The organism is Geodermatophilus sp. URMC 65, assembly GCF_053502545.1.
Map to the genome: position 1 here is coordinate 1,620,667 of NZ_CP199954.1, position 13,693 is coordinate 1,634,359.

General features: G+C 73.4%; 13 protein-coding genes and 1 pseudogene. 6 read left to right on the plus strand and 8 right to left on the minus strand.

The features are described 5' to 3' along the window. Positions 1–16: 16 nt before the first annotated feature. The 3 genes from ACWIX7_RS07850 to ACWIX7_RS07860 all read right to left on the minus strand — a co-directional run bounded on the left by ACWIX7_RS07850 (position 17) and on the right by ACWIX7_RS07860 (position 3,629). Positions 17–2,251, minus strand: a complete 2,235-nt coding sequence (locus ACWIX7_RS07850; protein WP_448620989.1) for a PhoX family protein — start codon at positions 2,249–2,251, stop codon at positions 17–19. Between the two features lie 131 nt (positions 2,252–2,382). Beyond that, positions 2,383–2,778: a DUF3037 domain-containing protein gene (locus ACWIX7_RS07855; RefSeq protein ID WP_448620990.1), complete on the minus strand. Its 396-nt coding sequence runs from the start codon at positions 2,776–2,778 to the stop codon at positions 2,383–2,385. Next, the gene (locus tag ACWIX7_RS07860) at positions 2,775–3,629 is read right to left on the minus strand and encodes a HipA family kinase (protein WP_448620991.1); all 855 of its coding nucleotides are present in this window, start codon (positions 3,627–3,629) and stop codon (positions 2,775–2,777) included. Before ACWIX7_RS07860 ends, ACWIX7_RS07855 begins: the two co-directional genes overlap by 4 nt. Before the next feature lie 64 nt (positions 3,630–3,693). Between ACWIX7_RS07860 and ACWIX7_RS07865 the strand changes: the two genes are divergently transcribed. Continuing rightward, entirely contained in the window at positions 3,694–4,242 is a 549-nt protein-coding gene (locus ACWIX7_RS07865; protein ID WP_448620992.1) for a DUF1990 family protein, read from the plus strand. Then, a pseudogene (locus ACWIX7_RS07870) lies at positions 4,239–5,255 on the plus strand (serine hydrolase domain-containing protein); the annotation flags it as partial. The gene ACWIX7_RS07865 and the pseudogene ACWIX7_RS07870, both read left to right, overlap by 4 nt. Before the next feature lie 365 nt (positions 5,256–5,620). Here the strand turns inward: ACWIX7_RS07870 and ACWIX7_RS07875 are convergent. Further along, on the minus strand, positions 5,621–6,433 hold the full coding sequence (locus tag ACWIX7_RS07875; protein WP_448620993.1) for a formate/nitrite transporter family protein: 813 nt from the start codon (positions 6,431–6,433) through the stop codon (positions 5,621–5,623). 104 nt (positions 6,434–6,537) lie between these two features. Then, positions 6,538–7,017 carry a hypothetical protein gene (locus ACWIX7_RS07880; RefSeq protein WP_448620994.1) on the minus strand — a complete coding sequence of 160 codons (480 nt, stop codon included), beginning with the start codon at positions 7,015–7,017 and terminating at the stop codon, positions 6,538–6,540. Positions 7,018–7,138: 121 nt separating this feature from the next. Here ACWIX7_RS07880 and ACWIX7_RS07885 point away from each other — a divergent pair, with 121 nt between their 5' ends. Further along, positions 7,139–7,837 carry a monooxygenase gene (locus tag ACWIX7_RS07885; protein ID WP_448620995.1) on the plus strand — a complete coding sequence of 233 codons (699 nt, stop codon included), beginning with the start codon at positions 7,139–7,141 and terminating at the stop codon, positions 7,835–7,837. A gap of 208 nt (positions 7,838–8,045) precedes the next feature. Here ACWIX7_RS07885 and ACWIX7_RS07890 read toward each other — a convergent pair whose 3' ends face one another. The 3 genes from ACWIX7_RS07890 to ACWIX7_RS07900 form a co-directional block, all read right to left on the minus strand. Next, a complete protein-coding gene (locus ACWIX7_RS07890) occupies positions 8,046–8,561 on the minus strand; it encodes a GNAT family N-acetyltransferase (protein ID WP_448620996.1) in 516 nt (171 codons plus the stop codon). A 51-nt stretch (positions 8,562–8,612) separates the two neighbouring features. Then, entirely contained in the window at positions 8,613–9,251 is a 639-nt protein-coding gene (locus ACWIX7_RS07895) for an FAD-binding oxidoreductase (RefSeq protein ID WP_448620997.1), read from the minus strand. A gap of 160 nt (positions 9,252–9,411) precedes the next feature. Next, a complete protein-coding gene (locus tag ACWIX7_RS07900; protein ID WP_448620998.1) occupies positions 9,412–10,020 on the minus strand; it encodes a sulfite oxidase-like oxidoreductase in 609 nt (202 codons plus the stop codon). 172 nt (positions 10,021–10,192) lie between these two features. Between ACWIX7_RS07900 and ACWIX7_RS07905 the strand changes: the two genes are divergently transcribed. The 3 genes from ACWIX7_RS07905 to ACWIX7_RS07915 are packed head-to-tail and all read left to right on the plus strand — an operon-like array spanning position 10,193 to position 13,690. Next, a complete protein-coding gene (locus ACWIX7_RS07905) occupies positions 10,193–10,894 on the plus strand; it encodes a succinate dehydrogenase cytochrome b subunit (RefSeq protein ID WP_448620999.1) in 702 nt (233 codons plus the stop codon). A gap of 13 nt (positions 10,895–10,907) precedes the next feature. Next, positions 10,908–12,854, plus strand: coding sequence for a fumarate reductase/succinate dehydrogenase flavoprotein subunit (locus ACWIX7_RS07910; RefSeq protein WP_448621000.1), 1,947 nt, complete (start codon positions 10,908–10,910; stop codon positions 12,852–12,854). Further along, the gene (locus ACWIX7_RS07915; protein WP_448621001.1) at positions 12,851–13,690 is read left to right on the plus strand and encodes a succinate dehydrogenase/fumarate reductase iron-sulfur subunit; all 840 of its coding nucleotides are present in this window, start codon (positions 12,851–12,853) and stop codon (positions 13,688–13,690) included. Before ACWIX7_RS07910 ends, ACWIX7_RS07915 begins: the two co-directional genes overlap by 4 nt. Positions 13,691–13,693 lie beyond the last annotated feature (3 nt).

Consider the following 13,693-nt stretch of genomic DNA (forward strand, 5'->3'; position numbering starts at 1 on the left):
CTGCAGCGGGGCCGCTTCAGCTGCCGACGCGGCCGCCGTCCTCGCGGGCGACCACCACCACGCTGGGCCGCGGGAACGGCCGCTCGTCCAGCCGGTCGGGCCAGGTGCTCGTGGGGGTGTCCCGCGTCGAGCCGGTGGTCTCGCCCGGGTGCTGGACGGACACGAACACCGACCGTCCGTCCCGGGGGATCATCGGGCCGCTGCACTCGGCACCGATCGGCACGGTGAGGAAGGCCTTGAGGTGCCCGCGCTCCGCGCCCTCGGTCGGGACGGCGAAGAGCCCGTCGTTCGTGCCCCCGATGGTGCCCGCCTCCTGGTTGCGGGTCGACAGCACGGTGCCGTCGGTGGAGATCCACAGGTTGCCGGCCGGGTCGAACTCCAGGTTGTCCGGACAGGACATGGCACTGACCTGGGACTTGTCGTAGCCGGCGAAGTAGGTCCCGGGGTCCTCCGGGTTGCCGGCCAGGATGAAGACCCGCCAGGAGAAGGTGTCCCCGGCGATCGAGCCGGTCTCCTCCCACTCGATGACGTGGCCGTTGCGGTTGCCGGGACGCTCCTCGTACCGGCCGTCCTCGGCGTCGAAGGCGAACGACCGGCTCACCGGGTTGGCCTCGTCCGCCCCGGGCCGCCCGTCCTGACCGGTCCGGTTCGAGTTGTTCGTCAGGGCGGCGTACACCCGCTGGTTGACGGGGTTGACCTGGATGTCCTCCGGCCGGTCCATCTTCGTGGGGACCTGCCCCGGGTCGACCACCACCGGGTTGGCCGGGTCGGGGAAGTCCCCGTTGGCGTCGAGCTGCTTGCCCAGGCGGTCGGCGGCCAGCCGGGTGAAGGTCAGCACCCAGGCGACGTCCTTGCCCGGGATCATCGAGCGGCCGTCCTGCACCAGCGGGACCCACCGGCCGGTGCCGTCGAACTCGCCGTCGGCGGGCAGGGTGCCGCTGCCGTCGATCTCCGCGGCCGGCGAGTCGCCGCCGAAGTGGGCGACGTAGAGGTCGCCCTCCTCGAGCAGCGTCATGTTGTGCGCCCGCGTCGCGCGGTCGTCGCCCTCGCAGTACTTCTTCTTCGACACGAACTTGTAGATGTAGTCGAAGCGCTCGTCGTCCCCGGAGTAGGCGACGACCCGGCCGTCCTCGGCGATGCGGACGTTGGCGGTCTCGTGCTTGAAGCGCCCCAGGGAGGTGTGCTTCCGCGGGGTCGAGGTGGGGTCGTGGGGGTCGACCTCGACGACCCAGCCGAAGCGGTTGACCTCGTTGGGCTCCTGCGCCAGGTCGAACCGCGGGTCGACGGCCTCCCACCGTCGACCGGCCGAGTCCTCGGCGCTGACGCTGTACCGGCCCAGGCGGGGCTCCCGCGGGTCCTCGGTGATCGGCGCGGACGTCCCGAAGTACTGGTTGAAGTTCTCCTCCCCGTGCAGCGTCGTGCCCCAGGGGGTGATGCCGCCGGCGCAGTTGTTGAGCGTGCCCAGGACGGTGCGGCCCTCGGGGTCGGCCGTCGTCCGCAGGTACTCCGACCCCGCGGCGGGCCCGGTGACCCGGAAGGGAGTCGAGGCGGTGATCCGCCGGTTGCGGTCGCGCTCGGGGGTCGGCAGCCACACACCCGAGTCGCCCTGCCGCTGGACCTGCACCACGGAGATGCCGTGGGCCATCATCGCGACGCGCTTCTGCTCGTCGGTTGTGGGCGCCTCCTCCTCGGCGACCCCCGAGAACATGAGCTGCTCATTGGTGTACTCGTGGTTGACGACGAGCAGCGCTCGCCCGCGCCCGAGCGGCAGGAACCCGATGAAGTCGCAGTTGTAGCCGAACTGCTTGGCCTGCGCCTCGGCGGTCTGGGCGTCGACGTCGAACTCCGGCGCCCCCTCCTCGACCGGGTCCCCCCAGCGCATCACGACGGCGGAGGCGTAACCGGCCGGGACGACGAGCTCGTCGAGGAAGTTCTGCTCGACCGGCTCGAAGGTGAGGGCACCGTCCCCGGCCGCGCCACCGCGTCCCGGCGCGGCCGCCGCCGACTCCGGGAACAGCGGGCCCGCGGCCACCACGAGGGCCCCGGCGCCGGCCGCCTTGAGCAGGGCGCGCCGGCTGAGGGCCGTCTGGACGACGGACTCGAACGTGGGGTTGTCCGTCCGGTTCGGCACGGCCGCGTCGCACGCGTTGCCGCACTTGTAGTAGCAGGTCGTGTGGCTGCGAGTGCCGTGACGGACCGAGTTGAGCAGGGGCAGGAAGAGGCGGCGGCGGGAGTTGGAGATGTCCGTCATCGGGTCCTCGGCTCTGGGAGACGTCGGTGCCCGGACGCTAACGGGGCGCACCGACGCCCGCATGACGCGCGGGCATGGGTCTCGTGAAGCCGCTCGTCACCTGCCGTTCACCCGGACCGGGGTACGGATGGTCAGGACCTGGTTACGGGCAGGACCAGCAGGTCCAGCAGCCGGTCGGCCTCGGCGTCCGGGTCGTCGGTCAGCCCGGTGTGCACCGGCCCGGCCTGGACGACGGTGCTGCGCGGTGCGGTGAGCCAGCGGAACCGCGAGCCCAGCGCCTCCCGCCCGGCGGCGCCCGAGGCGGGGTCGGCGGCGCAGACGTCGGCGGCGGCCTGCAGCGCGCGGCGGATCGCCTCGGCGTCGGCGGTGGGGTCCAGGGCGCGCAGCCGGTCGGTGTCCAGGTGCACCCGGGAGCCGAGGTAGTCCCGCTGCCGGCAGTACACGAGGACGCCGGCGTTCAGCGACTCCCCGCGCTCCACCCGCGGCACCACCCGCAGGACGGCGTACTCGAAGGTCTCGCGGCTCACCGCTGGCTCATCCCTGCCGGCGGTGGCGGGCCCAGCCACGACGGCCGGTTCTCCCCCCGCGGTGCCCTGCGGCGCGACCCGCCCGCGGCCGCGGTGGTCACCAGCGGCGGCAGCCAGGCGTCGCGGGCGGCCAGCCGGGCCAGCACCTGGTCGACGTAGCGGGTGCGCACCGCGTCCGGGGCGTCGTCCGGGGACGGGCCCTCCAGCCAGTCGTCCGGTACCTGCGCCAGCACCGCCTCCAGCAGCGGCCGGGTGACCCGCGCGCCCAGCGCCGCGTCGGCGGCGCGGACGTCGGGCGAGCACTCGACCAGCGCGTGCTGCGCGGCGTCGTACGGGCGGGCCACCGCGGCGGCCGCACCGGACCAGTTGTGGTGGAAGGTCAGCGCGGCCCCGTGGTCGATCAGCTGGAGCCGGCCGTGCCAGAAGAGCATGTTGGGGTTGCGCCAGGAGCGGTCGACGTTGCCGACCAGCGCGTCGAACCAGAGGACCCGGCCGGCCAGCTCCGGGTCGACGCCGTCGGCACCGGCCTCGAAGTCCAGCGCCCCGGGCAGGTAGTCCAGCCCCAGGTTGACCCCGGCCGAGCGCTGCAGCAGCTCCTGCACCTCGACGTCGGGCTCCCCCACCGCCAGCTCGGGCGCCACGTCGACGGTCACCAGCGCCGGCACCGGCAGCGACAGCGCCCGGGCCAGCTCGCCGCAGACCACCTCGGCGACGAGCACCTTCACGCCCTGCCCGGCGGCCCGCCACTTGACGACGTAGGTGCCCAGGTCGTCGGCCTCCATGAGCCCCGGCAGCGAGCCACCCTCGCGCAGCGGGGTGACGTAGCGGGTGGCGGTGACGGCGGGCAGCACAGTGGCCGCGACCCTACCGGCGGGCAGACCGCCGGTCCGCGGTGTCGCCGGGGACACTGCGGACGTGGGCCTCCTCCGTGCGACCGACCCTGCCGACCTGACCGACGTCCCGTTCACCTACCCGGAGGTGGGCGGGACGCGGGAGCCGGCGCTGCCGGCCGGCTACGGCACCGTCGAGCGCGCGGTGGTCGTCGGCTCGGGGACGGCGACCTTCGAGCGGGCCGCGGCGGCGGTGTTCGACTGGCGGATGCAGCGCGGCGTCGGCCTGCGGGTGCGAGCCACCGGGCCGGCGGGCGAGCCGGGCACCGTCGTCGTCCTCACGGCGGGGCTGCCACGGCTGGGCTACGACATCCCCTGCCGCGTGGTGTGGGCGCAGACGACCGGCGACGAGCGCGGCTTCGCCTACGGCACGCTGCCCGGCCACCCGGAGAGCGGCGAGGAGGCGTTCCTCGTGCGGCTCGAGCCCGGCGGGGACGTCGTCTTCACGCTGCGCGTGTTCGCCCGGCTGGCCTCGCCGCTGGCCCGCCTCGGCGGGCCGGTCAGCACGCTGGTCCAGCGGCTGGCCACCGAGCGGTACCTGACCGCGGTCCGCCGGGCGGCCGCCGGGCGATGAGTCCGCGGCCGGTCCCCGGTCGAACGACCAGGGACCGGGACCGGGGAGGCGACGTGGGGCTGGCAGAGGACGCCGAGGCAGCGGTGGCCGGTGCGGTGGCCGCCGGGGAGGTGCCGGGCGCGGCCTGGTGGGTGGCCCGCGGGGGCAAGGTCGCCCGCGGTGCGGCGGGGACGCACACGCCGGGCGCGGACGACCCGGTCCGGCCGGACACCGTCTTCCGGATCGCCTCGACCACCAAGCCCGTGGTGGCCGCTGCTGCACTGTCCCTGGTCGACGACGGCACGCTGGCGCTCGACGAGCCGGTGGACGCCCACCTGCCCGAGCTGGCCGACCGGGTGGTGCTCGCCGATCCGGCCGACGCCCTCGCGGGGACGGTGCCGGCCCGCCGGGCGATCACCGCGCGCGACGTCCTGACGTCCCGGCTGGGCCTCGGCCTGGACTTCACCGTCCCCTGGCCGTCGCCGGCGGTGGCCGCGCTGGCCGACGCCGGCCTGCCGGCCGGCCCACCGGCCCCGCAGGCCGCGCCGGGTCCGGACGAGTGGCTGCGCCGGCTGGCCACCGTCCCGCTGGCGTACCAGCCTGGTGAGCGGTGGCTGCACCACGTCGGGGCGAGCGTCCTGGGCGTCCTCGCGGCGCGGGCCGCCGGCCGACCGCTGCCCGAGGTGCTGCGCGAGCGCGTGCTGGACCCCCTCGGCATGCCCGACACCGGTTTCGCCGTGCCCGAGCACGCCCGCGACCGGTTCGGGCCGCACTGGACCCCACCCGTCGAGGACGGCAGCCGGGAGGTCTACGACCCGCCGGACGGTCAGTGGGCGCGTCCCCCTGCCTTCGCCGACGGAGGCGACGGGCTGGTCTCCACCGTCGACGACCTGGCCGCGTTCGCCGGGATGCTGGCCGCCGGAGGCCGCACGCCGACCGGCGGACGGGTGCTCGACGAGGAGACGGTGCGGGCGATGACGACCGACCAGGTCGGCCCGGTGGACGACGAGGGCGGCGGCTGGGGGCTGGGGATCGGCGTCCGCCGCACCGCAGAAGGACCCCCTGCTCCCCACCGCTCGCTCGCGGCGGGACCCTGCAGGGGGCCGAACCGGGCGGCCGCTCCGCTGGCTCGTACGGCTGGGACGGCGGCCTGGGCAGCTCCTGGTGGACCGATCCGGCGACCGGGACCAGCGCGGTCCTGCTCACCAACCAGATGTGGTCCTCACCGGAGCCGCCGGGGGTGTTCCGCGCCTTCCACGCGGCCGCCTTCGCGACCTAGACGTCGCGGCGCTCGACCAGCGCGACGCCGAGGCCGACCGCGCCGGCCGTCGAGCTCGATCACGCCGGAGAGCGTGGCGAGCACCGTGCGTCCCGCGGGAGGCTCGGCGGGACGGCGTCCTCAGCGGCCGGCGGCGGACCGCTCGCGCTGGATGAGCTCCTTGCTGCGCACCAGCCGCAGGAACGTGACGACGACCAGCCCGCCGACGACGTTGAGCAGCGTCGTGTACCAGAACCAGGCCAGCCAGTCGCCGTAGCCGTACGGGGCGCCGTGGTGGATGGCCCCGAAGACGATCAGCGAGTCCAGGATCGAGTGGAACAGCACCAGGCCGGCGAGCAGGAACGCCCCGGCCACCGCCGCGGCGAGCTTGCCGGCCTCGGAGTCGGCGCCGTGCTGCATGCGGGTCATCAGCGTGATGAAGGCGCCGGCGAGCAGTGCCAGCGAGACCGCCTCGAGGTCCAGCGGCGCCTCGACGAAGGTCCGGCCCGACTCGACCGCGGTCGCACCGAGCTCCGGGAGGCCGTGTACGACCAGCCACATGACCAGCCAGCCACCGACGAGGTTCGCGACCAGCGTCCCGGCCCACAGCTTGAGCAGCTGCCCGGTGCTCGCCCGGCCGGCCACGACGGCGGTCACCGGCACGAGGAAGCCCTCGGTGAACAGCTCGCTCTTGGCCAGCATCAGCGCGATGAAGCCGATGCTGAACGCCAGCCCGGCCAGCAGGTGACTGCCGGTCGCGGCGTAGACGGCCAGCAGCGCGACCACTCCGGTGGCCACCTCGAGCCCGCCGGCCAGACCGGTCGTGAGCACCTCCCGCCAGCTGCGGTGCAGCCGCTGCGCGCCCTCGTCGACGATCCGGTCGAAGGCCTGGACCACCTCGTCCTCGACCGGGGCGTCGGTCTCGCCCAGCTCCTCGCGTGCGGTCTGCGCCACGGCAGGCCTCCTCTCGGGCGGTCCGCCGGCTCCCGGGTCCGGGGCGGAGGCGGGACCGGACGAGGGCTACCCGAGTTCCCCGCGGCCGCACACGTCGGCGTCGCTCAGCCCGGCCGGGCCACGGCGGGCGCGTCGTCCACGAACGGGATCTTGGTGACGTACTGCTGGTAGAGCTTCACCCCGTCATCGACGGAGAGGGTGCCGAACTCCAGCAGCGTGGCGAGCCCCTCGAGTTCGGCGTCGGCTGCCTCGACCGCGCTGAGTTCCGCGACGGGGTCGCGCGCCCTGGTGATGTTGGTCAGGACCGTGGCGCCGACCGAGACCAGCAGCGCCAGCAAGCAGAGCGTCTTCCACACCGTCGAGGTGCTCCCGAGGCCCAGCAGGTTCTGGACCGCCTGGGCGAACGACACCCCGCCGAGCGCGGGCCCGGCGGTGAAGACCGCCGACAGGGAGGTGAGCACGAGCGTCACCGTGGCCCACCGCCGGACGCGGGGTCGGCGCCGGCGCAGGTATGCCTCGACCCCCGCCCGGCGCGCGTTGATCCGCAGCAGCAGGTCCTGCCGGCGATCGGTCTGGTCGGCCATGCCAGTCTCCCCGTTCCGCAGCACAGGAAGCACGCAGGGTAGCGGCGGTCCCGGCTCGACAGGGTCCTCGACGACGGCCCCGACGCGGCGCGAGCCGTCCGTGACGGGGAGGATCGGACCCGTGACCACGCGACGACTGGCGACCCTGCACGTGTGGGGCGTGCCGGGCCGGTCGGTGCCGACCGCGCTGCTGCGGATGGCGACCGACCGGCGTCCGCTGCGCCGCAGCCCCGGCCTGCGGTTCGCGAAGCTGCTGGGCACCGGCACCGGCCGGACCTTCACCGTGCGCGACGCCGACCCCCGCCGCTGGGCCCTGCTCGCGGTGTGGGACGACGAGCGCGCGGCCGCCGCCTTCGAGACCGGCGACGTCGTCGCCCGGTGGCAGCGGATCGCCGACGAGCAGTGGAGCGCCCGGATGCGGCCGCTGGCCGCCCGCGGCCGCTGGTCGCGGCAAGAGCCCTTCGGGAAGCCCTGGCCGCAGCGCTGGGACGGCCCGGTCGCCGCGGTCACCCGCGCCCGGCTCACCCCGCGCAAGGCGCTCACGTTCTGGCGCGCCGTCCCGCCGGTCTCGGCCGACCTGCACGAGAGCCCGGGGCTGCGCATGGCCCTGGGCATCGGGGAGGCTCCGCTCGGGCTGCAGGGCACCTTCAGCGTCTGGGACTCCGCCTCGGCGCTGAACTCCTTCGCCTACGACCGCGCCCCGCACGCCGCCGTCGTCACCCGCACCGCGCAGGAGGGCTGGTACGCCGAGGAGCTGTTCGCCCGGCTCGCGCTGCTCTCGGCGGAGGGGACGCTGGGCGGCCGCGACCCGCTGGCCTGACGCCAGTCCCGGTGGTGCGCTGAACCCCCGAACCTCGACCGCTGCCACTCCTGTGGGCAGCGGTCGAGCCTCCGCGACGACCGGTGGGCGGGGATCGGTCCGCGGTGGGTGCACCCCCCTCGGACCTCCACCCCTGCTTCCTCGTGTGAGCAGGGGTCGGAGCGGGGAGCGGACCGGGGCGGGGGTCAGGCCGACGGACACCGCGTCATCACAGCCGGCAGGTGAGGTGCAGCTCGTCGCGGTCGTCGCCGGGCGCCACGCGGATCGCCCCCGGCATCCGGCCGAACTCCCGATAACCGAGCTCCTGGTAGAACGCCTCCAGGCCGGTGCCGCCGCGCGCGGTGAGGTGGAGGAACTCCAGCCCCCGCTCCCGGGCGATGTCGTGCACCCCGGCCATCAGCACCCGCCCGAGGCCCTTGCCCTGCAGCTCCGGGCGCACCTGGACGCGCAGCACCGTGGCCCAGTGCCGCCGCAGCGGGCTGACCGGCAAAGACAGGACGGCGAACCCGGCGGCCTCCCCGTCGACACGCAGCAGCGCGATCAGCTCGCGCCCCTGGTGCACCCGCTCGATGACCGCGTCGAGGTAGGGCGCGAGGTCGGCCTCCGTCACCGGGGGGACGAAGCCGACCGACCCGCCGGCGTTGGTCACGTCGGTCCAGCAGGTGAGCAGCTGCGCCCGGAGCTCGTCGTCGACGGCCTCGACCGGGCAGACCTCGGTGTGCACGTCGCCATCCTCCCCGGGGAACCCGCGGGCGGGAGCCTCAGGAGGGCAGGTTCACCCGCTCGCGCCGAACCGCTCGACCCGGATGTCGGGGGCGGGGACGCCGAGGTCGACGAGCAGCTGACTGGCCGCCTCGGCGAACCCGGCCGACCCGCACACGTACGCGGTCTGGCCCGGTCCGCACAACGGCAGCAGGTCCGCCGCGGTCAGCCGCCCGGCCGGGCGCAGACCGCGCGGCTCCCGGGTGGTGACGACGAGCGCGCCGGCCTCGAGCAGCTCGTCGGCGTAGGGCAGTTCGGCGAGGGTGCGCGTGGAGACGACGATGCGCAGCAGGTCGGTGCGGCCGAGCTCGCGGGCGGTCCGCAGCATGGCCACCAGCGGGACGACGCCGGTGCCGCCGCCGACCAGCAGCGCCGGCCGCTCGCCGTCCCACACGAACCAGCCGCCGATCGGGCCGCGCACCTCCAACCGGTCGCCGGGCTCGACGACGTCGGCCAGGTAGGTGGAGACCTCCCCGTCGTCCAGGCGCTCGACGAACAGCTCCACCTGGGGCTCGCCGGGCGCGGAGGCCACCGAGTAGGACCGCTGCGCCGTGTAGCCGTCCTCGGCGGTCAGCCGGACGACGTAGTGCTGGCCGGCCAGGTGCTGCACCCGGTCGGGGACGTCGAGGCGCAGCTCCACGGCCCCGGGCACCGGCCGCCGGACACCTGCGACCGTGGCCGTGCGCCAGCCCCGTCCGGCCCCGTCCCGAGGCTCGCCCCGAGCCTGCGAGGGGTCCGACGGCCTCGGTGCAGGGTCCCGCCGCGAGCTCGCGAGCGGTGGGGGGCAGCGAGGTCCTTCCGGGGGGCCTTCGTCAGTCACCCTGGTAGCGCTGCTCGCGCCAGGGGTCGCCGCGGTCGTGGTAGCCGTTCTGCTCCCAGAAGCCGGGCTGGTCGCGCTGCAGCAGCGTCAGCCGGGTGACCCACTTGACGCTCTTCCAGAAGTACAGGTGCGGGACCAGCAGCCGCACCGGGCCGCCGTGCTCGACGGGCAGCGGGCCGCCGTCGTACTCCCACACCACCCACGCCCTGCCGCCGGTGACGTCCTCGAGCGGGAGGTTGGTGGTGTAGCCGGTCTTGGACGTCGCGACGACGAAGTGCGCGTCGGCTGTGGGGCGGGCCGCCTCGAGCAGGGTGTCCACGCTGACGCCGGCGAACCAGGTGTCGAACTTCGACCAGGTCGTGACGCAGTGGATGTCGCCGCGGTACTCCGAGCGCGGCAGCCGGTGCGCCTCGTCCCACGTCCACGTCGTCGGGTGCTCCACCCGGCCGTCGACGGTGATGCTCCAGGTCTCGGGCGAGACGCGCGGCGTGGGCTCGGCGGTCAGCACCGGCCAGTCGCGGCCGACGTCGTACTGCCCGGGCGGCAGCCTGGGATCGCGCTCACGACGGCGACCGAGGAATCCTCGCGTGGGTCCAGCCATGCCCTGCTCCTCCCCCACCGGGACGTCCGCCAACCCCGCGAGAGGTGTCGCTCGGGACACGCGGGCCGCGCACCATAATCGCCGGAGCCGGTAAGGGCACCCTTACGAGAGCTGTGTCACCACGTGTTCACGTGGTCGTGGGCCTGGTAGAGGCATACCTTCGGTGGCTGTGGTGACGGTGACACAGCCCGGCCAGCGCAGAGCGCCCAAGGCCGCGAAGACGAGCTCGGTCTTCAAGAAGGTCGTGATGGCGGTCAGCGGCATCATCCTGGTGCTGTACCTGATCGCGCACATGATCGGGAACCTCAAGGTCTTCGCGGGCCGCGAGTCGTTCAACGGGTACTCCGAGTGGATCCGCACGATCGGTGAGCCGGCCGTGCCCGCGCAGACGACCCTCACGATCATCCGCATCGTGCTGCTGGCCGCCGTGATCGCCCACATCTGGGCGGCGATCGCGCTGTGGCGGCAGGCCAAGCGCGCGCGGCCGAACGGCTACGTCACCAAGAAGGCGGTGGCGCAGAGCTACGCCTCGCGGACCATGCGCTGGGGCGGCGTGATCGTCGGCCTGTTCGTCATCTACCACATCCTCGACCTCACGATGGGCGTGGCGAACCCGGAGGGGCCCGGCACCACGCCCTACGACCGCCTGGTCGCCGGGTTCTCCAACCCGCTCATCACCGCGGTCTACGTGATCGCCCTGATCCTGCTCGGCATGCACCTGCGGCACGGCATCTGGAGTGCCACGCAGACGCTCGGGCAGAGCAACAAGCGCCGGGAGAAGACGGTCAACCTCTTCGCCCTGGTCTTCTCCGTGGTGCTGATCGGCGGCTTCCTGCTCGTCCCGTTCAGCGTCCTCTTCGGGCTCGTCGGCTAAGGAGCTCAACGCGATGCCTCTCGACCTCTTCACCGTCGGTGACCCGATCGCCGACACCAAGGCGCCGATGGACGTGCCGATCGGCGAGCGGTGGAGCACCCGCCGGTTCCGCGCCCGGCTGGTCAACCCGGCCAACCGCCGCAAGCTGACCGTCATCGTCGTCGGCACCGGCCTGGCCGGTGGCTCGGCCGCCGCCACGCTCGGCGAGGCCGGCTACAAGGTCAAGAACTTCTGGTTCCACGACAGCCCGCGCCGGGCGCACAGCGTCGCCGCGCAGGGCGGCATCAACGCCGCGAAGAACTACCGCAACGACGGCGACAGCGTGCACCGGCTGTTCTACGACACGGTCAAGGGCGGCGACTTCCGCTCCCGCGAGAACAACGTGCACCGCCTGGCCGAGGTCAGCGTCAACATCATCGACCAGTGCGTCGCCCAGGGCGTGCCGTTCGCCCGCGAGTACGGCGGCCTGCTCGACAACCGCTCCTTCGGTGGCGCGCAGGTGTCGCGCACCTTCTACGCCCGCGGCCAGACGGGCCAGCAGCTGCTCTACGGCGCCTACCAGGCGCTGGAGCGGCAGATGGCGGCCGGCACCGTCGAGCAGTTCGCGCGGCACGAGATGCTCGACCTGATCGTCGTCGACGGCCGAGCCCGCGGCATCGTCGCGCGCAACCTCATCACCGGCGAGGTCAGCACCCACTTCGCCGACGCCGTCGTCCTGGCCACCGGCGGGTACAGCAACGTCTTCTACCTGTCCACGAACGCCAAGGGCTCCAACGCCACGGCGATCTGGCGGGCCCACAAGCGGGGCGCGTACTTCGCCAACCCCTGCTACACGCAGATCCACCCGACCTGCATCCCGGTCAAGGGCGACTACCAGTCCAAGCTCACGCTGATGAGCGAGTCGCTGCGCAACGACGGCCGCGTGTGGGTGCCCAAGGAGCGCGGGGACACCCGTGACCCGCGGGACATCCCCGAGGACGAGCGCGACTACTACCTCGAGCGGATCTACCCCGCGTTCGGCAACCTGGTGCCCCGCGACATCGCCTCGCGCCAGGCCAAGAACGTCTGCGACGAGGGCCGCGGCGTGGGCCCGGGTGGGCTGGGCGTCTACCTGGACTTCGGCGACGCGATGAAGCGGTTGGGCCGGCCGGCCATCGAGGCCAAGTACGGCAACCTCTTCGACATGTACGCCCAGATCACGGGCGAGGACCCCTACGAGACGCCGATGCGGATCTACCCGGCGGTCCACTACACCATGGGCGGGCTGTGGGTCGACTACGACCTGCAGTCGACCATCCCCGGCATGTTCGTGATCGGCGAGGCCAACTTCTCCGACCACGGCGCGAACCGCCTGGGCGCCAGCGCGCTGATGCAGGGCCTGGCCGACGGCTACTTCGTCCTGCCGAACACCATCAACGACTACCTCGCCGACGGCCCGTTCGAGAAGGTCGACGACGGCCACCCGGCCGTCGTCGAGGCGCTGCAGGAGGTGCAGGGCCGGGTGGAGAAGCTGCTGTCGATCAACGGCAACCGCACCCCGGCCTCGTTCCACCGCGAGCTCGGCCGCCTGATGTGGGACCTGTGCGGCATGGAGCGCTCGGAGGAGAGCCTGCGCAAGGCGCTGGACCGGATCCCCGAGATCCGCCAGGAGTTCTGGACCAACCTCAAGGTCTCCGGCGACGAGAACACGATCAACCCGACCCTGGAGCACGCCGGCCGCGTCGCCGACTTCATCGAGCTCGCCGAGCTCATGTGCGTCGACGCCCTCCACCGCGCCGAGAGCTGCGGTGGGCACTTCCGGGCCGAGAGCCAGACCCCCGAGGGCGAGGCACTGCGCGACGACGAGAACTTCGCCTACGTCGCCGCGTGGGAGTGGACGCCGGAGAGCGCTCCCCCCGTCCTGCACCGCGAAGCCCTCGAGTACGAGTACGTCCACCTCGCCCAGCGGAGCTACAAGTGACTGCGACACGTGAGGGCGCGAGCTTCGCGTCCGGCACGGCGACCGACCCGGCCATGGCACCTCACGGCATGACCCTGACGCTGCGCATCTGGCGGCAGAGGAGCTCGGCCGACAAGGGCCGCATGGTGACCTACCAGGTCGAGGACATCTCCCCGGACATGTCGTTCCTGGAGATGCTCGACGTCCTGAACGAGAAGCTGATCCTCGCCGGCGACGACCCGGTCGTCTTCGACCACGACTGCCGCGAGGGCATCTGCGGCAGCTGCGGCCTGATGATCAACGGGACGGCGCACGGCCGCGGCACGTCGGGTGGTCCCACGACCACCTGCCAGCTGCACATGCGCAAGTTCAAGGACGGCGACACGATCGACATCGAGCCGTGGCGCGCGACGGCGTTCCCGGTGATCAAGGACCTGTCCGTCGACCGGAGCGCCCTGGACCGGATCATCCAGTCCGGCGGCTACATCAGCGCCCCCACCGGCACCGCGCCCGAGGCCCACTCGATCCTTGTCCCCAAGAAGGACTCCGACGCGGCCTTCGACGCGGCCACCTGCATCGGCTGCGGCGCCTGCGTGGCGGCCTGCCCGAACGCCTCCTCGATGCTGTTCACCGCGGCCAAGGTCAGCCACCTGGGCCTCATGCCGCAGGGCCAGCCCGAGCGCAACGAGCGGGTGGTCAACATGGTCGCCCAGCAGGACCGCGAGGGCTTCGGCGGCTGCACCAACATCGGCGAGTGCTCGGCGGCCTGCCCCAAGGGCATCTCGATGGAGAACATCTCCCGGCTCAACCACGACCTGCTCGGCGCCCTGCGCGCGGGGGCGCGGCCGAAGAGCTGAAGG